The organism is Haematobacter massiliensis, from assembly GCF_000740795.1.
Lineage (GTDB): Bacteria > Pseudomonadota > Alphaproteobacteria > Rhodobacterales > Rhodobacteraceae > Haematobacter > Haematobacter massiliensis.
In genome coordinates, this window is the sequence record NZ_JGYG01000001.1 from 329,335 (window position 1) to 347,380 (window position 18,046).

Genomic DNA, 18,046 nt, shown 5'->3' on the forward strand with positions numbered 1-18,046 from the left:
GCGGAGGCCGGCCTATGTTTCGGACAAGGAGAAACGCCATGTCAAACGATGTCTCGCCCGCAAGCTACCACTATGCGCTCATCGCCCGGGCGCTGGAGATCATCGACCGTGAAGGAGAGCTGCCGCTTGAGACGCTGGCCGCGCAGCTGGGGCTGTCGCCTGCGCATTTTCAGCGCACCTTCTCCCGTTGGGTCGGGGTGTCGCCCAAGCGTTACCAGCAGTATCTGGCCCTCGGTCATGCGCGCCGGCTGCTGGCGGAGCGGTTCACGGTGCTGGATACCGCTCTCGCCAGCGGTCTTTCGGGGCCGTCCCGCCTGCACGACCTGTTCATGAGCTGGGAGGCCATGTCGCCCGGCGATTACGCCAGAGGCGGCGCGGGGTTGACGATCCGCCACGCTTTCACGGACAGCCCCTTTGGCGAAACGCTCGTCATGGCCACGGAACGTGGGCTTTGCGGTCTGGCCTTTGTGGAGGAAACCGGGCGCGGGGCGGCGATGGCCGACATGACATCGCGTTGGCCCAAGGCGCACTTTCAGGCGGATGACAGCGTGGCCGCCCTGCTCTCGCCGGTCTTCGGCGGCACCGGAGAAACGCGGCTCCATCTGATCGGTGCACCCTTTCAGATCAAGGTGTGGGAGGCGCTGATGCAGATCCCCACCGGTCACGTGACGACCTATGGAGAGATCGCGCGTGCCATCGGCTCTCCCAAAGCCAACCGCGCCGTAGGCGCCGCTGTGGGGCGCAACCCGATCAGTTGGATCATCCCCTGCCACCGGGCGATCTCCTCCACCGGGCAGCTGACAGGCTATCACTGGGGGCTTCCGGTCAAACGCGCCATGCTGGCGTGGGAATCCGCGCGCATTGATGCATCAATCGCCTGAAAGCGTTCGCATTTTCGTGAAACCTCTCGCCTGAGTTGCCGCGTCGGGAGCGGCGGTGCTATAGCGCCCGTGCCCGTTATCTCGGGCAGAGAAAAAGCACAGGGCGAGGCGCGACATGCACGCAAAAACCTATCTCATCACCGCGATGCTCGGGGCCTTCGCGCTCTCGGGTTGCGCGACAGGCGATGGAAGCAACTCCGGGGCGCAGACCGGCGCGATTCTCGGCGCGCTTGGTGGCGCGGCTATCGGCTCTACCAGCAAGTCACATAACAAATGGGTCACCTCCGCCGTCGGCGGCGCAATTGGCGCGGGCATCGGCGGGGCACTCGGCTCCACGCTGGACGCTCAGGCTGCCGACCTGCGGCGCGACGTCAACAACCCCAACATCGGCATCGTCAATACCGGCAACGAACTCGTGGTGACTCTGCCTGAAGCAATTACCTTTGCCACCGACAGCGCGACGGTAAGCATCCAGACCCAGCGCGATATTTCGGCCGTCGCCAACAACCTTCTCCAGTATCCCAACAGCACCATCATCGTGACCGGGCACACCGATTCCACCGGGACCGCCACGCATAACCAGGATCTGTCGCAGCGTCGCGCCCAATCGGTTGCCAATGTGCTGACAGCAAATGGGGTTCCCGCCTATCGCATCAGCACGGTCGGACGCGCTTCGACCCAGCCCATCGCCAGCAACGCAGCGGTCGAGGGCCGCGCTCAGAACCGTCGGGTGGAAATCACCATCCGCCCGAACGGATAAGCGGGAGCCCTCGCTCATCCTATGCTGAAATGGAAAAAGCCCGGCATTACCGCCGGGCTTTTTCCTTCTGGAGAGACGCCTTCAGTGCAGGCGCTTTTCCACCTCACCAAGGGAGCGGTCGATCATATCGTTCCCCTCGTCCCTGGTCATCTGCTTGGCAATGACTTCGCCCGCGGCCGCAACCGCAATGGCCACCGCCTCATCCCGTACCTTGCGTACGGCTTCGGCTTCGGCCACGCCGATTTGCCCTTCGGCGGTCTGCAAGCGTCGAGCCACAGCGCGTTCGAGATCGACCTTGGCCTGCGCAGCAGCAGCCTCGGCTTCCTTCTTTGCGTTCGCGACGATCTGCTGTGCCTGATCCTGCACCTCGCGCTGGCGCCGCTCATAGGAGGCGAGGATCTTCTGCGCCTCCTCACGAAGCGCCTTCGCTTCTGCCAGTTCGGTCTTGATCGTGCTCGCACGTTTGTCGAGCAGACCCATGATCTTGCCTGGCACGCCGAACCACAGCAGGATGGCGACAAAGACCAAGGCCCCCAGCGTCACCGTGAAGTTCGTGTTCTGGAAGGTGAAGAACCCGTCCGCCGACGCGGCGAGTGCCGGGGTCGCGACCGTCAGCGCCACGGTGGTGGCCATTATGCTCCGCATGGACCTCACCCTTTCACTCGCTGATCGACTGCCTGCGCCAGCGCATCGTCGGCGGCGCGGCCACCCAGAGCCCCCACGATGGCACGCGCGGCCTCATGCGCGACCTCACGAACACTCTCCGCAGCACCGGCATGGATTTCCGCGATCCGGGCTTCGGATTCCGCAGTCCGGGCCGCGATTTCCGCATCTGCATGGGCAATCGCCGCATCAAGATCCTTTTGGATCTCCGCGCGGGCTGCCTCGGCGATACGACTAGATTCCGACCGTGCGTCGGCGAGCGCCTGGGTGTAGGCCTCCTCCGCCGCTTTCGCCTTCAGCCTGAGCTCTTCCGCTTGGGCGATGTCGTTGGCAATTGTTCCATTACGCTCGGACAGCACACCGGAGATCCGGGGCAGCGCGATGCGCGTCAGGATGAAGTAGATCGCGCCAAGCGCGATAAGGAGCCAGAAGATCTGGTTTGGCCAGACCGAGAAGTCGAGCTGCGGCATACCCGCCGCGGCGACTGTCTCCTCCTGTGCGTAATCCATGTCGCGTCCCCCGAAAGCCTGAAGCGGGCGGCGCCAAGCACCGCCCTACTGTCGTTCGTCGATCCGTAGGATCAGACGGCGAACATCAGGAGGAGGGCGATCAGGAACGAGAAGATGCCCAGAGCTTCGGCGAAGGCGATGCCGACGAACAGGTTCGCCGTTTGGCCCGGAGCAGCGGACGGGTTCCGCAGCGCGCCTTCGAGGAATTTGCCGGCAATGTTACCGACGCCGAGGCCAGCGCCCGCGAGGCCAATGGCCGCGAGACCAGCGCCGAGGTATTTGCCCATGAGAGCGAGTTCGCCTTCCATGTCGTATCTCCTTGATGGGAATGGCTGGGATGAGTTGGTCCGACCGGGATCAGTGGTGAGCGTCGCCCACCGCGTCCTTCAGATAGACGCAGGTCAGAATGGTGAAGACATAGGCCTGCACGACGGCCACGAGCACTTCCAGCCCGTAGATCGCGGAGACAGCGAGAATGGAGACCGGCGCGATGGCCAGCACAGTGGCGAAACCAGCGAACACCTTGATGACCGCGTGACCTGCCATAAGGTTGCCGCCAAGACGAATGGAGTGGCTGACCGGACGCACGAAGTAGGAGATCACCTCGATCACCGCGAGGATCGGGCGCAACGGGAGCGGCGCCGACGTGACCCAGAACATCTTGAGGAACCCGGGCCCTTTGCGCATGAAGCCGATGATCGTGACGCCGAAGAAGACCAACAGCGCCAATGTCACCGTAACGGCAAGGGAGGAGGTAGTGGTGAAAGAACCGGGGATCAGGCCAAGCAGGTTCGCGAACAGGATGAACAGGAAGAAGGTGAGCACCCAGGGGAAGTATTTCACCCCCTCATGCCCCGTCACTTCCTCCACCATGTTATAGATGAAACCATAAGCCAGTTCTGCAACCGACTGGCTGCGCGACGGGATGATGCCGCGGCGGCGGGTGCCGAGCACCAGCACCACGAAAACAGCGAGTACGGCGAGCGCGAGCCACAGCGTCACGTTGGTGATGGTGTACCAGTGAACCTCACCGCCGCCGAACAGCGGCTTGACGACGAATTGATCCATCGGGTGGATCGCAAAGGGGCTCGAGCTTTCGTGTTCCAAGTCAGTTTCCCTCGTCGTCGCGGCTGGCAGGCGCCTGCCCGGTCTTGGCGTTCAATTCGGCAGCGGTGCCGAGCATCGTCTTCACCCCGGCCACGAGACCGAGAAGCGTGAAAATCACCAGCAGGATCGGCCGCGTCCCGAACAGATAGTCCAGCCCGTAGCCGATACCGAAGCCGATCAGCAGGCCGGAGACCATTTCGATCACCATCCGCCAGGCAACTTCGCCCTGGGTGAAATCACCCTGCTCCTTGCGTGCGACGGGAGCCTTATCCCGCTTCATTCGGGAGAGCCGTTCTTCGAGCTGGCGCAGCCGCTCCTGATCCGGTTCTTCCGTCATTCCCGCACCTTCCGGAAAGTTGCGGCGAAACTAGGGGGCGCCGGCGCTCAAGTCAAGCTGACAAATAACTTCATAAACACCGTTCAAATGCATGATATAGCGTGAAATTATCTAATTCGCATTTCGCGCGTCCGATCCCTGTCGGGATGTTAGCGCCCACAGCCCGCGCGCGTTATTCAACCGATAGGTTGACGGTCAGACCGCTTCCGGCCTATGGCGACCCATGGAAAGTCGACTGGACCTCGTGTTTTCGGCGCTTGCGGATCCCACGCGGCGCGCAATCCTCGCGCTGCTGCTGGAGGATGACATGGCTGTCAGCGATGTGGCGCAGCCATTCGACATCTCGCTTGCAGCGATTTCCAAGCATCTTGCGATCCTCGCAGGCGCGGGTCTCATCACGCAGGAAAAGCGCGGCCGGATCAACTGGTGCAAACTGGACCCGGACGCCTTGCGCGAAGCCTCCGTCTGGATGCAGGGCTTCGGGCAATTTGAACCGGTGGAACTCGATGCCTTCGAACGGTTTCTGGAAGTCGAGTTGCGGTTGGGGGGCGAAGACGCCCCCTCTCCTTAGAACGCTTCGGGCATGGCCTCCCGGGCCATGTGGTCAAGCACAGCATTGACAAACTTGGGTTCGCGGCCATCCGGGAAGAAGGCATGCGCGACATCGACATACTCGGTGATGACGACGCGCGGAGGCGTATCGGTCGCGCTAAGCTCTGCCCCCGCTGCACGGAACAACGCGCGGATCACCGGGTCGATCCGGTCGATGGGCCATTTGGCGACCAATGCACGGTCAGTCATCTGGTCGATTTTGGCCTGCCAGGTGACCGCGCCCTCAACTACCTTGCGGAAATGGTCCACATCTCCTTCGGTAAGCGCGGTTCCCTCGTCGATCTCGGCCCCGAAGCGCCATGTCTCGAACTCGCGCATCACCTTGTCCACGCTGGCGCCGGAGGCTTCCATCTGGAACAGGGCTTGCACGGCATAAAGCCGCGCGGCTGACCGCATCTGCCGTTTGTTGGGAGCGCTGGTCATTCGCCAGTCTTCCGCACGAAACCGACTTCACGGGGAGCGCGCTTCAGCGACCGGCTAAGCGCAATCAGATGCAGCGCCGCAGTCGCAGCCCCGCCCCCCTTGTTCTGGCCGTCCGGGTCCGCCCGAACCACCGCCTGATCACGGTTCTCCACTGTCAGAATACCGTTGCCGAGACAAGCTCCGCCAAGACCCAGTTGCATCAGCCCGCGGGAGCTGTCGTTGCACACTGTCTCATAATGCGTGGTTTCCCCGCGGATCACGCAGCCGAGCGCGACATAGCCGTCAAAGTCGGACTGACGCATCGCGATGCCAATAGCGGGAGGGATCTCCAGCGCGCCGGGGACTTCAACCAGTTCCCATGTCGCGCCGGATTGCTCCAGCATCGCCTTAGCCCCCGCGACAAGCGCATCGGCGATATCCTTGTAGTAGGGCGCAACGACGATCAGGACTTTCGGTGCTGCGTCGAAAGACGGAACTGGCGGCGAGTAATGCGTTTCGGCCGAGGCCATGGTTTCACTCCTTGGGGATCGGCCGGGTGCCCTCGATGGACAAACCGTAACCGTCAAGGCCGACGACGCGCGGTGTCGGCGAATTGGACAGCAGGATGATCTTGGACAGGCCGAGCGACGCAAGGATCTGCGCTCCCACCCCGTAGTGCCGCAGCGTGTGGGGCGCGGCCTCCTCCTGCGTGGAGAGTTTCATGGAGGTATCGCGGATCAGCACCATCAGACCCCGCCCCTCCGACGCGATCAGGCGCATCGCGGCGGCAAGGTTGCCCGAGGCAGCCCCGATGCCAAGCGCATCTTCCAGCGGATCCAGCGTGTGAACCCGCACGAGAAGCGGCTCCGCCATGCCGATATTACCCTTCGAGAGCACGATATGCTCCGCCGCCTGCGTCTCGTCAGAATAAAGCCGCATGAGCCAGTCGCCGCCGAAAGCGGACGTGACCTTCTTCACCGCAACCTCATGGACGAGGTTGTCGTAGCGCCGGCGATAGGCAATCAGGTCGGAAATCGTGCCGATCTTGATCCCGTGCTTCTGCGCGAAGGCAACGAGATCGGGCAACCGCGCCATCGTCCCGTCTTCGTTCATGATCTCGCAGATCACGCCCGAGGGGTTAAGACCGGCCAGCCGCGCGATATCCACCGCCGCTTCGGTGTGACCGGCGCGGACGAGCACCCCGCCCTCGCGCGCGCGGAGCGGAAAGACATGCCCCGGTGTGCCGATATCGCTGGCCCCTTTCGTCGGGTCGATCGCCACTGAAACGGTGCGAGCGCGGTCATGCGCGGAAATACCGGTCGTCACACCCTCGCGCGCCTCGATGGACACGGTGAAGGCGGTTTCGTGCCGCGTTGAGTTGTTGGCCGACATGAGCGGTAGTTTCAGCGCGTCGATCCGATCCCCGGTAAGCGCGAGGCAGATCAACCCGCGCCCATAGGTCGCCATGAAGTTGATCGCGGAGGGTGTGGCCATCTGGGCCGGAATGACCAGATCGCCTTCGTTTTCCCGGTCCTCATGGTCGACGAGAATGAACATCCTGCCGTTCCGGGCATCGTCGATGATCTCCTCGATGGAGGATACGGCGTCGGAATAGACGGATGGGGTATGGTCGATCACGGCTTGCTCCATTCCCGCAGGCGAGCAACATAGCGCGCCAGCGTATCGATCTCGATATTGACGACCTGACCAACGGCGAGCCTGCCCCAGGTCGTCACCTTCTTGGTATGCGGGATGAGGTTTACCCCGAAGTGCGGTCCGTTGACCTCATTCACCGTCAGCGAAATGCCGTCGAGCGCAATGGAGCCTTTCGGCGCAATGAACGGAGCGAGAAGCTCGGGCGCCTTGAGGGTCACGCGCGTGCTGTCTCCCTCGTGCCGCATCTCCATGATCTCCGCCATCCCATCGACATGGCCCGAGACGATATGCCCGCCGAGCTCATCGCCCACGCGAAGCGCCCGCTCCAGATTGACCGGCCGCCCGACGATCCACGCGCCGAGGGCACTGGCCGCGATCGTCTCTGCCGAGATATCGACTTCGAACCAGCCGGAGCCATCGGAGTGCCCCATCTCGACAACCGTCAGACAGACCCCGTCACAGGCGACGGACGCCCCGAGATCCATGAGGTCCACGTCGTAACGAGTGGCGATCCGCGCGCGCAGATCGCCCCGCTGCTCCAGCGCCAGCACTTCTCCGATATCGGTGACGATCCCCGTGAACATGGCCGGTTCCTTTCGCGCCTACCCCTAGCCCCACTGCGCCTGAAGGGCAAGACTGAGCAAGGCGGCGATGGTTCAGACGGCCTCCCACTGGGTCAGCATGTCGGCCCCTATCGCGCGGCTCTCCCGCAGGCTGAAGCGCGGGGCATCCGCCAGCCTGTCGATCGACAGCGGCCCCACGGCGGCATGGCCGTCGGAACCCAGCGCACGACCGGCGGTAAACATGGCCAGCTCATCCACGATCGACGCGCGGAGGAGGGAAGCCGCGAGCATCCCGCCCCCCTCGCAGAACACCCGCGTGAGACCCTGTGCGCCGAGAGCGGCGAACATGGCGCGGGCGCCCAGCCCACCCGTTTCATCGGTGGGCACCGGCAACAGCAGCGCGCCGGCGTTCTCCCAGAAATGTCGCGCCTCGGCAGGCGCGCGCGCCGGATCGAAAAGAAGCCAGACCGGAGGCCCCTCTGCGACAGTGCGGGCGAGCTGACCGTCAGTCGGCAGGTCCAGCGCCGCAGCAGCTACCACCCGGACCGGAGAGGGGAGATCGCCCAGATCGCGCACTGTCAGGCTGGGGTCATCCGCCCGTGCCGTTCCCCCCCCGACCAGCACGGCATCATGGCGTGCCCGCATCAGATGCACGAGGCGCCGGGACTCCGCGCCTGTGATCCAGCGGCTTTCCCCTGTCGCTGTCGCGATGCGGCCATCAAGCGTGCTCGCAAGCTTTAGCGTGAGCATGGGCCGGCCCTTACGCACGCGGCTCAGGAATCCGCGGTGAGACCGTTCCGCCGCACCGGGTAAGGCATTGGCAAACACGTCGATGCCGGCATCGGTCAGCATTCGATGCCCGCGCCCGGCAACACGAGGGTCGGGATCCTCCAGCGCGCTCACCACCCGCGCGACACCGGCAGCAATCAGCGCCTCCGCGCAAGGGGGGGTCTTCCCGTGATGAGAGCAGGGTTCGAGACTGACATAGGCCGTCGCTCCCCTTGCAGCATCTCCCGCCTCACGTAGCGCCACCACCTCCGCATGAGGCTTGCCGCCGGGCTGGGTCCAGCCACGGCCAACGATGCGCCCGTTCCGTACGATCACGCAGCCCACAGCAGGGTTAGGCCAGACGCATCCCCAGCCGCGTTCGCCGAGGGCAACGGCCATTGTGAGGTAGCGGGCGTCGCTGTCGCTGAGCGCTTTCACTCTTCCGCCGGACTGGTCGGACGAAGCTCCGATACGAACTTGTCGAAATCGTCCGCAGCCTGGAAGTTCTTGTACACGCTGGCAAAACGCACATAGGAAACGGTGTCGATCCGGGCCAGGGTTTCCATCACGATCTCCCCGATCACCTTTGAGGGGATGTCCGTATCGCCAAGACTTTCCAGTCGCCGCACGATGCCGGAAATCATCTGGTCGATACGCTCCGGATTGATCGGCCGCTTCTGCATGGCGATGCGGATAGAGCGTTCCAGCTTGCCCCGGTCGAAATCCTCCCGCCGCCCGGAGGATTTGATAACGACCAGATCGCGAAGCTGCACCCGTTCATAAGTGGTAAACCGCCCGCCACAGGCTGGGCAAAACCGACGCCGACGGATCGATACATGATCCTCCGCAGGCCGGGAATCCTTGACCTGTGTATCTATGTTACCGCAGAACGGGCAGCGCATCCGCCTTCCCCTTGTTGCATTTCATGACTTATCCACAGCGACTATAGGAACACTCCCACCCCTTGGGTAGTACCCATTTAGGCCCCAAGATGTTGGGTAACGGCTGTGGCTGGCCTGCGTCACACGAAATGCAATGCGATCCTCCGGGAATGTGGTGCCGCGCGGTGTTCCATGAGGTAGATGCCCTGCCAGGTACCAAGCAGCATACACCCCCGCGATACCGGAATGGAAAGGGAAACCGGCAGCACGGCCGCCTTGATATGAGCAGGCATGTCGTCCGGCCCTTCCGCACGGTGGACGAGATAATTCATGCGTGGATCATCGGCATCCGGAACAAACCGCGCGAAGAAGGCAGAGAGATCGTGCTGCACGTCCGGGTCTGCATTCTCCTGAATCAGCAGCGAGCAGGACGTGTGTCGGACGAAGAGCGTCAGAAGGCCGTCCTTTACGGGCAGGTGTTCCGCCACCCTTCCGGTGATCTCATACATCCCCCGGCCCTGCGTCGCGATGCTCAGTTCGGCCAGCATCACTCGGCCGCGTGGCTGGGAAGAAGTGGGGTGTCCTCTTCCTCATCGAAGTCGAGCGTCATGCTCCGGCTACTGCGCGCGCCGAGTTTCTTAAGCTTGTCCACCTGCCCAAGCACGTTCCCGCCGCCCCGCGAAAGCTTGGACACAGCAGCTTCATGCGCCGAAGCCGCGCGCCCCAGATGGGTTCCCACAGTAGCAAGGTCGTCCACAAAACCGGCCACCTTGTCATAAAGAAGCCCTGCCCGGCGGGCGATTTCCTCGGCGTTCTTCTCCCGTCTGTCCACCGTCCAGACATGCTCGATCGTGCGGAGGGCGACCATCAAAGTCGTTGGCGTCATCAGGCCGATCCCGCGAGCCAGGGCATAGGAGGTCAGGTCACCCTGCTCGCGCAGAGCCTCCGACAACGCACCCTCTATCGGCACGAACATCAACACATAGTCGACGGCCTCCGCGTCCGTGCCTGCGTAATCCTTGGCTCCCAGCCGGTCGATATGGGCGCGGATCGCGGCGACATGCTCCCGGATGCGCAGCACACGCTCCTCCGGGCTGCCGGCATTCACGGCGGCTTCATAGGCAACAAGCGATACTTTGGAGTCGATGATGACCACTTTTCCGCGCGGCATCCGTACGATCACGTCGGGCCGGAATGTCTTGCCCGCATCATCACGGCGCAAGGCCTGCACCTCGTAGTGAATGTCGCGTTCCAAACCGGATTCCTCAAGAATCCGCTCCAGAATCATCTCCCCCCAGGCACCCTGCCGTTGCTTGTCCCCCTTCAACGCGCGGGTAAGCGCGACGGCCTCCTGACTGATTTCCTCGGACCGGCGGTGAAGCAGCGAGATCTGCTCGCCGAGCCGTGCCCGCTCAAGATCGGCTGCGCGGTGAACGTTGCGCAACTCCTCCTCGAACCGGACGACATGTTCACGGAACGGGTTCAGGAGTGCGGTGAGCCGCTCCGTCTGCGCGGTGGAGAAATCGGCATTCTGTCGGCGCAGCGTTTCGTCCGACATTTCGCGGAACCGCGTCGTCATCTCCTCGCGCATTTCCTTCAGGAGCGCGATTTCCCGCATCGCGGCTTCCCGGTCCTTTTCCATGGCCATCTCGCGACCACGCGCTTCCACCCGGAGCCTCTCTCCTTCCCGCCGAGCCGTATCAAGGGCAGACTGCACCTGCCCTGCCTCCTGACGGAGAGCACCCAGCCGGTCACGGAGCCCCGCCACCGTCTCCTCCAGCCGTTCCGCGCGGACATGCGCCTCTGTCGCGCGTTCCTCGGACCGGGCGAGGCTCGCAGTATGCTCCGCGAGGCTGTCCTCCCGCTCGGCAATCCGGGCCTGAAGCTCCCGCTTTTCCCTTTCGGCGTCATCGAGCGCGTCAAGTGCATCGCCCTTCATCCGGCGCGCCCGGAGTAGCCCGAAAAACAAGATCAGGGAGAGCGCACCAAGGCCACCCAGCAGATATTGTATGTCCTGCGGAAGGCTCTCCAGAGGCGTCATGAGTGTCTCCAACTAAGGTTCACTCATTGTTCCGCTGTCAGTCGAGACGTGCAAGCAAAAACTTCAGTCCCGATCTTCCGTCGGATTCCAGCAGAACTGTTCGGCAAAGCTGCGGTTGAAGGAGCCGTCCCTCCGGCCGCCGAGGGTCATGACGCCGGTTCTCCCGCTGCTGTCTTCCGGCGACAGGGAGAACATGACGCCGCGCCCGCCACCCATCGGAGGCGGCGTGACCCGCCAAATTCGCCCTGCAGCGGGAAGGCCCTGACGTCTGGCAAATTGCGCAGCGGCACACCAAAGATCGGACTCTCCGATTGCGCCTTTCGGATAAACGATGAACCGGGTTGCATCGACCGGTTCCACCCGCAATCCACTCCGCGTGATGGCCGCCGCCGCAGGACCACAGAGAAGCGCCGCGAGGGCTGCGCCGGAGAGGAGTTTTATCAGCGTCATGGAAAGTCTCCTTCTTCCCGCAAATATATAGGGCGCATTCCCATTGAGGGGAATGCGCCCAAAATAAAGTGCAAACTGCGCGGTATTCTACTGATCGAGGAACGATCGGAGCTTGCGGCTGCGGCTGGGATGCTTGAGCTTGCGAAGCGCTTTCGCCTCGATCTGCCGGATGCGTTCGCGAGTCACGCTGAACTGCTGACCCACCTCCTCCAGCGTATGGTCGGTGTTCATGCCGATGCCGAAGCGCATCCGCAGAACCCGCTCCTCGCGCGGGGTGAGTGAGGCCAGAACCCGCGTCGTCGTCTCCTTCAGGTTCTCCTGAATGGCGCTGTCGAGCGGCAGGACCGCGTTCTTGTCCTCGATGAAATCGCCGAGTTGGCTGTCCTCCTCGTCCCCGATGGGGGTCTCAAGGCTGATCGGCTCCTTGGCGATCTTCATCACCTTGCGGACCTTCTCCAGCGGCATCTGGAGCTTCTCGGCCAGTTCCTCCGGCGTGGGTTCACGGCCGATCTCATGCAGCATCTGCCGGCCGGTGCGGACCAGCTTGTTGATCGTCTCGATCATATGGACCGGGATGCGGATCGTGCGCGCCTGATCGGCGATGGAGCGGGTGATCGCCTGCCGGATCCACCAGGTGGCGTAAGTGGAGAACTTGTAGCCGCGGCGGTATTCGAACTTGTCCACCGCCTTCATCAGGCCGATGTTACCTTCCTGAATAAGATCAAGGAATTGCAGGCCACGGTTCGTGTATTTCTTCGCGATGGAGATCACGAGCCGGAGGTTCGCCTCCACCATCTCCTTCTTGGCCTGACGGGCTTCCTTCTCCCCCTTCTGGACCTGGGAGACGATACGGCGGAATTCCTGGATGTCGACCCCGACATACTGTCCGACCTGAGCCATCTCGGCCCGCAGCCCCTCCACCTTGGCGCGCGACTTCTCAATCAGCACCTGCCAGCCCCGACCCTGCTTGCCCGCCATGCGTTCCAGCCAGGTGGGATCGAGCTCGTAGCCACGATACTCGTCGATGAACTCACGCCGGTTGATACGCGCGGCATCGGCCAGCTTCACCATGTTCGAGTCGATCGACATGATCTTGCGGTTGATGCCGTAGAGCTGATCGATCAGCGCCTCGATCCGGTTGTTGTGCAGATGAAGCGAGTTGACCTGATGGACCATCTGGCCACGCAACTTCTGGTAAGCGGTCTCCGCCTCCAGCGAGAAGGTATTGTCCTCGTTCAGCGTGGCCGACATGCGCAGATCCTGCATCTCAGCAAGGCGCTCATAGTCGGAGGCGATAGAATCCAGCGTTTCCAGCACGCGCGGCTTCAGCGCGGTCTCCATCGCGGCCAGCGACATGTTGGAGCCGTCTTCATCCTCGTCATCGTCGTCGGACCGCATGATGGGGTTGCCGTCGGCATCCAATTCCGGCTCTGCCGAAGACGCACGGCGGGGCGCGGCCTCAGCGCCCGGCTCGATATCCAGCCCGTCGACCACGGGGCCTTCCATATCGTCATCATCCATGGAGCGGCCGAAGGTCGCCTCCAGATCGATGACGTCGCGCAGCAGGATGTCTTCCGACAGAAGCTCGTCCCGCCAGATGGTGATGGCCTGGAAGGTCAGCGGGCTTTCGCAAAGCCCGGCGATCATCGTGTTGCGGCCCGCCTCGATACGCTTGGCGATGGCGATCTCGCCCTCGCGCGACAGCAGTTCGACGGAGCCCATCTCACGCAGATACATCCGCACCGGGTCATCGGTGCGGTCGAGCGTCTCGGACTGAACACCGGCAATCGCGACTTCACGGGAGCCGGAGGTTTCAACCACCGCCCCGCCCTCGCTTTCCGTTTCCTCGGCCTCATCGTCTTCGATGACGTTGATGCCCATCTCGGACAGCATCGCCATGACATCCTCGATCTGCTCGGAGGAAACCTGCTCTGGGGGCAGGACGGCGTTCAGTTGGTCGTAGGTGATGAACCCCCGCTCGCGCGCATCCGCGATCATTTTCTTGACCGCGGTCTGGCTCATATCGAGCGTGATTTCAGCATCCTGATCGTCCGTCTTGCCGTCGTCGGTTTCCTTGATGGCCATGCGCTCTCCTCGGGGGTCCGAATCATGGGTGCGGTTTATCGAATCATTCGACCGAATCACAGCCGATACGTTATCGAAGCTTCCTGTTCTTCACCCAGATCTCCCTATCAATCAGTGTCTGAAGATGCCGCGACAGGGCCGAGCGGTCCTCTCCCAGATCAGTGGCATCCTCGTGATGTCTTCTTCCGGCGCGCTCTACTGCCTCAGCGGCGCGACCGAGTCGCCATGTCAGCCCCTCGTCTACCACTCCGCCGAGATCCTCGACCGCGTCCTCGATCTCTTTCCTGGCCCCGCGCCGCGCGTCCAGTTTGGCGAATTCCTCGGCCAGACACATCTCGGCCAGTTCGATATCGCCCGGATTGCGGATCGGGGGTGCGATGGTCACATGGCTTGAAGTCCACAGTTTTTCAAGGGCGGCTGCAGCCTCCGCAGCTATTTTTGCCTGCATCTCTTTAGGTTCTGCCTGACTGTTGCGCAGGATTGCTATCCTCAGGGCGCGATGATCGGGAGAGTTCATCTCCGTCGCTTCCAGATCAGCTTCGAATCGCTCGATAAGCGCAGGATGCGTCAGAAGCGTCGCAAGAATCACCGCCTCTCGCAGGGAATCCTCGACGCCTTCCTCCGTCGCCAGCAGGGAGCGGCGGGTGGCGGGCGCCGGGCCGACCGGCAGCGCAGGCTTGCCCCGGCGGAACTGGCCGCCGAATCGTTCGCGCGGAGCGGTGGCATTGCGCCCGAACAGTTCCTGGCGGAGCCGGGCGATCTCCTCGCCGTAATGACGGCGGAGCGAAGGGTCGCGAATCGTGCGCAACACCTCGCGCAGGCGTTTGTCCAATGCGGCACGGCGCTCGGGACTGTCGAAGACGTGACCTTCCGTTTCTCGCCGCCACAGCAAGCTCACCATCGGTTCAGCCCTGTCGATGACCCGCTGCATCGCAGCACGGCCTTCGGCGCGGATCAGATCGTCGGGATCCCGCCCTTCGGGAAGCAGGGCAAACCGCAGGCTCTTGCCCGCCTCCAGAAGCGGCAGGGCAAGGTCCACCACCCGAAGCGCCGCGCGAATGCCCGCCTTGTCGCCATCCAGCGCTACCACGGGTTCATCCGCGATCCGCCACAGAAGCCGGAGCTGCTCCTCCGTCACCGCCGTGCCCAGCGGGGCCACTGCCGCGCCGAACCCCGCTTCCGACAGCGCGATGACATCCATGTACCCTTCGGCGACGAGAAGGGCATGGCCCTTCCCCGCCGCCTCCCGCGCCGGACCGATATTGTAGAGCGTGCGGCCCTTATCGAAGAGCGCGGTCTCCGGCGAGTTCAGGTATTTCGCCCGCGCGTTCTGATCCAGTGCCCTTCCGCCGAAGGCGATGCACCGTCCCCGGGCATCCCTGATCGGGAACATGACGCGCCCCCGAAAACGATCATAGGGTGTGCCCCCGTCGTCCGGCGCGATGGCCAGCCCGGCTTCCACGACCCGCTGGGGAGCAATGCCCGCGCCCGTCAGATGCGACCAGAGCGCCGTTCGGCTGTCCGGCGCATAACCGATGCCGAACCGCTCCCGCCCGGCCATGTCAAGCCCGCGCCGATCCAGATAATCCCGGGCTGCCACTCCCGCCCCGCCCGCGAGCTGCAGCCGGTAGAAACGCACAGCCGCCTCCATCACCTCAACGAGACCGGAACGCAGATCTGCACGCTGCTGCTCCCCGGCGGTACGCTCGGGCATGGGCATACCGGCTTCGCGAGCAAGGATCTCGACGGCCTCTATGAAGCCGACGTTCTCCGTTTCCTTGACGAAGGAGATGACATCGCCTTTCGCGTGGCAACCGAAACAGTAGTAGAAGCCCTTGCGGTCATCGACGTGGAAGGATGCGGACTTTTCCTGATGGAAGGGGCAAGGTGCCCACATGTCGCCCTTTCCTTGGTTGGACTTGCGCAAATCCCACGAAACCTTCCGCCCGACCACCTGGGTCAGCGAAAGGCGGGAGCGCAACTCATCAAGGAAACCGGGGGGTAGACTCATCCACCGATTATCCTGCGAACCGTCGCCTCTGTCCATGCCTCAGACCCAGTTCTCCGGCAGACGATGACCTCGCACCGCAGTCACCGGAGGTCGGAGACAATGGCTGAGAAGACGCCAAAAGCCACATTGTTCCCGGCGCGCCGTTCTGCCGCTATCGACGCCGCCTTGCCCCATGCTAGATCGGAATAGACTCGCTGCGAAATCAGAAGGAATTCCAATGGCGACCGCAGTCGAACCGAGCTTCCGTGATTCCGTCGATCTCATGTATGGGCGCGCCGTGAAGCTTCTCGATCTTTCACCAGGGCTGGAGGAAAAGATCAGGGTCTGCAATTCCACTTATGTCGTCCGCTTCGGCGTGCGCCTGCGGGGGCAGATCCACACCTTCACCGGTTACAGGTCGGTGCATTCCGAGCATATGGAGCCGGTGAAGGGCGGTATCCGCTATGCACCCACCGTCAATCAGGACGAGGTGGAGGCGCTGGCCGCGCTGATGACCTACAAATGCGCGCTGGTGCAGATCCCCTTCGGCGGCTCCAAAGGCGGGCTCTGCATCGACCCCCGCGAATGGGAGGAGCATGAGCTGGAGCGGATCACCCGCCGCTTCGCCTATGAACTCATCAAGCGCGATCTGATCAATCCCTCCCAGAACGTCCCCGCCCCCGACATGGGCACGGGAGAGCGGGAGATGGCGTGGATCGCCGACCAGTATGCGCGGATGCATACGACCGACATCAACGCAGCTGCCTGTGTCACCGGCAAGCCCGTCCATGCGGGCGGTATCGCCGGGCGGGTGGAGGCGACGGGGCGCGGCGTGCAATACGCGCTCCGCGAATTCTTCCGCCACCCCGAGGACGTGCGGCGCGCGCATCTTTCCGGCGGGCTGGACGGCAAGCGGATCATCGTTCAGGGCCTCGGCAATGTCGGCTTCCACGCCGCGCAGTTCCTGTCGCTGGAAGACGGTGCCAAGATCACCGGCATCATCGAGCGGGACGGAGCAATCTATTCGGAAGACGGGCTGGACGTGCTCTCCGTCAAGGAGTGGATCAACCGGCAGGGCGGCGTGAAGGGCTATCCTTTCGCGACCTTCGTCAGTGAGGGTTCCAAGCTTCTGGAAACAGAGTGCGACATCCTGATCCCCGCCGCGATGGAGGCGGTGATCAATCTCGACAATGCCGCGCAGGTGAAGGCCCCCCTGATCGTCGAGGCGGCGAACGGCCCGATCACTGCGGGTGCAGACGAGATTCTCCGGCAGAAGGGCGTCGTGATCCTGCCTGACATGTATGCCAATGCCGGCGGCGTCACCGTGTCCTATTTCGAATGGGTCGGAAACCTGTCGCACATCAAGTTCGGTCGGATGGAGCGCCGGCAGGAGGAGGCTCGTCACCGCCTCCTCGTCGACGAACTGGAGCGCCTCGCCGCGGACAAGGGACTCGACTGGACCCTGTCGCCCGGCTTTAAGGAGCAGTACCTCCGGGGTGCAGGAGAGATCGAGCACGTGCGCTCCGGTCTGGATGACACGATGCGCGAGGCTTACCAGTCCATGCGCGAGATCTGGAACGGGCGCGGCGATGTGCAGGATCTTCGCATGGCTGCCTACATGGTCGCGATCGAGCGGGTCGCGACGGCCTATCGCTCCAAGGGTCTGTGATCCCGCAAGGCCGCGGCTCAGCAGGAGGGGGCGTCCGTCGCCCCCACTGTCCCGCGGGCCAGCCCGGTGTAAAGCCGGGTGACGCCGTCCCTGCTCAGCCGCCCACCGGAGCGGTACCAGGTATTGACGCCGGTCAGCATCGCAATGAGCGCAAGTGTGGTGACACGGGTGTCCGCGATGGAGAAAGCTCCCGCCTCTACCCCGTCGGCAAGGATCGCTTCCAGGGCATCCTCATACCGACGACGCAGGCTCTCTATAAGGGCGAAGTTTGCAGCTTCCAGACTGCGGAGTTCCATATAGGAGACGAAAACGGCCTCCGGACGGTCAAGGTTGAAGTGGAGATGGAATGCCACAAAGGCGTCGAGCCGCGTGAGCGGATCGTCCCCACGGGGCGCGGTCTCCTCCCAGGCGGCAAGGATGTCCTTCATATGCGAGTGCATGAGATCGAAGAGAAGGGTCTGCTTGTCAGGGGTATAGAGATAGAGCGCGCCCGCCTGCACCCCCACCTCCGCCGCGATCCGCCGCATGGAGACGGCGGCATACCCCTCGGCCGCGAAAAGGCGCAGCGCGGCATCCTGCAAACGCTGGCGGGTGATATCGGATCGGGAACCTGTCGTGCGCGCCATGCAGCGGTCTTAACTGAACACTTGTTCATTTCCAAGACAAACCACA

21 protein-coding genes are annotated in these 18,046 nt (G+C 63.2%); 4 read left to right on the top strand and 17 right to left on the bottom strand.

Features of this window, described 5'->3' with window-relative positions; translation table 11 throughout:
- Positions 1–38: 38 nt before the first annotated feature.
- Positions 39–881, top strand: coding sequence for a methylated-DNA--[protein]-cysteine S-methyltransferase (locus CN97_RS01600; protein ID WP_035706068.1), 843 nt, complete (start codon positions 39–41; stop codon positions 879–881).
- Between the two features lie 145 nt (positions 882–1,026).
- Positions 1,027–1,641, top strand: coding sequence for an OmpA family protein (locus CN97_RS01605; RefSeq protein ID WP_407059726.1), 615 nt, complete (start codon positions 1,027–1,029; stop codon positions 1,639–1,641).
- Between the two features lie 81 nt (positions 1,642–1,722).
- On the opposite strand, the gene CN97_RS01610 is transcribed toward CN97_RS01605, so the two are convergent.
- The 5 genes from CN97_RS01610 to CN97_RS01630 all read right to left on the bottom strand — a co-directional run bounded on the left by CN97_RS01610 (position 1,723) and on the right by CN97_RS01630 (position 4,257).
- Positions 1,723–2,286 carry a F0F1 ATP synthase subunit B family protein gene (locus CN97_RS01610; RefSeq protein ID WP_035706074.1) on the bottom strand — a complete coding sequence of 188 codons (564 nt, stop codon included), beginning with the start codon at positions 2,284–2,286 and terminating at the stop codon, positions 1,723–1,725.
- A 5-nt stretch (positions 2,287–2,291) separates the two neighbouring features.
- A complete protein-coding gene (locus tag CN97_RS01615) occupies positions 2,292–2,813 on the bottom strand; it encodes a F0F1 ATP synthase subunit B' (RefSeq protein WP_035706077.1) in 522 nt (173 codons plus the stop codon).
- A gap of 71 nt (positions 2,814–2,884) precedes the next feature.
- Complete coding sequence (locus CN97_RS01620) at positions 2,885–3,121, bottom strand: F0F1 ATP synthase subunit C (RefSeq protein WP_035706080.1); 237 nt, start codon at positions 3,119–3,121, stop codon at positions 2,885–2,887.
- 49 nt (positions 3,122–3,170) lie between these two features.
- The gene (locus CN97_RS01625) at positions 3,171–3,881 is read right to left on the bottom strand and encodes a F0F1 ATP synthase subunit A (RefSeq protein WP_051910925.1); all 711 of its coding nucleotides are present in this window, start codon (positions 3,879–3,881) and stop codon (positions 3,171–3,173) included.
- Between the two features lie 40 nt (positions 3,882–3,921).
- Positions 3,922–4,257 (bottom strand): AtpZ/AtpI family protein, encoded by a 336-nt coding sequence (locus CN97_RS01630; RefSeq protein WP_035706086.1) that lies wholly within the window; start codon positions 4,255–4,257, stop codon positions 3,922–3,924.
- Between the two features lie 223 nt (positions 4,258–4,480).
- On the opposite strand from CN97_RS01630, the gene CN97_RS01635 reads away from it, so the two are divergent.
- Positions 4,481–4,828, top strand: a complete 348-nt coding sequence (locus CN97_RS01635; RefSeq protein ID WP_035706088.1) for an ArsR/SmtB family transcription factor — start codon at positions 4,481–4,483, stop codon at positions 4,826–4,828.
- Here the strand turns inward: CN97_RS01635 and nusB are convergent.
- The 11 genes from nusB to dnaG form a co-directional block, all read right to left on the bottom strand.
- A complete protein-coding gene (gene nusB, locus CN97_RS01640; RefSeq protein WP_035706091.1) occupies positions 4,825–5,292 on the bottom strand; it encodes a transcription antitermination factor NusB in 468 nt (155 codons plus the stop codon). The genes CN97_RS01635 and nusB overlap by 4 nt on opposite strands.
- Entirely contained in the window at positions 5,289–5,801 is a 513-nt protein-coding gene (locus tag CN97_RS01645) for a 6,7-dimethyl-8-ribityllumazine synthase (protein ID WP_035706093.1), read from the bottom strand. Before CN97_RS01645 ends, nusB begins: the two co-directional genes overlap by 4 nt.
- A gap of 4 nt (positions 5,802–5,805) precedes the next feature.
- The gene (gene ribB / locus CN97_RS01650) at positions 5,806–6,906 is read right to left on the bottom strand and encodes a 3,4-dihydroxy-2-butanone-4-phosphate synthase (protein WP_035706930.1); all 1,101 of its coding nucleotides are present in this window, start codon (positions 6,904–6,906) and stop codon (positions 5,806–5,808) included.
- Complete coding sequence (locus tag CN97_RS01655; RefSeq protein ID WP_035706097.1) at positions 6,906–7,511, bottom strand: riboflavin synthase; 606 nt, start codon at positions 7,509–7,511, stop codon at positions 6,906–6,908. The genes ribB and CN97_RS01655 overlap by 1 nt, the downstream gene beginning before the upstream one ends.
- A gap of 72 nt (positions 7,512–7,583) precedes the next feature.
- On the bottom strand, positions 7,584–8,696 hold the full coding sequence (gene ribD / locus CN97_RS01660; RefSeq protein WP_254915477.1) for a bifunctional diaminohydroxyphosphoribosylaminopyrimidine deaminase/5-amino-6-(5-phosphoribosylamino)uracil reductase RibD: 1,113 nt from the start codon (positions 8,694–8,696) through the stop codon (positions 7,584–7,586).
- On the bottom strand, positions 8,693–9,160 hold the full coding sequence (nrdR, locus tag CN97_RS01665; RefSeq protein ID WP_035706100.1) for a transcriptional regulator NrdR: 468 nt from the start codon (positions 9,158–9,160) through the stop codon (positions 8,693–8,695). The genes ribD and nrdR overlap by 4 nt, the downstream gene beginning before the upstream one ends.
- Positions 9,161–9,279: 119 nt before the next feature.
- On the bottom strand, positions 9,280–9,687 hold the full coding sequence (locus tag CN97_RS01670; protein ID WP_035706103.1) for a secondary thiamine-phosphate synthase enzyme YjbQ: 408 nt from the start codon (positions 9,685–9,687) through the stop codon (positions 9,280–9,282).
- The gene (gene rmuC, locus CN97_RS01675; RefSeq protein ID WP_035706105.1) at positions 9,687–11,180 is read right to left on the bottom strand and encodes a DNA recombination protein RmuC; all 1,494 of its coding nucleotides are present in this window, start codon (positions 11,178–11,180) and stop codon (positions 9,687–9,689) included. The genes CN97_RS01670 and rmuC overlap by 1 nt, the downstream gene beginning before the upstream one ends.
- Positions 11,181–11,243: 63 nt before the next feature.
- Positions 11,244–11,630, bottom strand: a complete 387-nt coding sequence (locus tag CN97_RS01680; RefSeq protein WP_051910889.1) for a hypothetical protein — start codon at positions 11,628–11,630, stop codon at positions 11,244–11,246.
- Between the two features lie 87 nt (positions 11,631–11,717).
- A complete protein-coding gene (gene rpoD / locus CN97_RS01685; protein ID WP_035706106.1) occupies positions 11,718–13,715 on the bottom strand; it encodes an RNA polymerase sigma factor RpoD in 1,998 nt (665 codons plus the stop codon).
- Between the two features lie 70 nt (positions 13,716–13,785).
- Positions 13,786–15,726: a DNA primase gene (dnaG, locus tag CN97_RS01690; protein ID WP_035706108.1), complete on the bottom strand. Its 1,941-nt coding sequence runs from the start codon at positions 15,724–15,726 to the stop codon at positions 13,786–13,788.
- 217 nt (positions 15,727–15,943) lie between these two features.
- On the opposite strand from dnaG, the gene CN97_RS01695 reads away from it, so the two are divergent.
- Positions 15,944–17,374, top strand: a complete 1,431-nt coding sequence (locus tag CN97_RS01695; protein WP_035706111.1) for a Glu/Leu/Phe/Val family dehydrogenase — start codon at positions 15,944–15,946, stop codon at positions 17,372–17,374.
- 17 nt (positions 17,375–17,391) lie between these two features.
- On the opposite strand, the gene CN97_RS01700 is transcribed toward CN97_RS01695, so the two are convergent.
- Positions 17,392–18,000, bottom strand: coding sequence for a TetR/AcrR family transcriptional regulator (locus CN97_RS01700; RefSeq protein ID WP_035706113.1), 609 nt, complete (start codon positions 17,998–18,000; stop codon positions 17,392–17,394).
- Positions 18,001–18,046 lie beyond the last annotated feature (46 nt).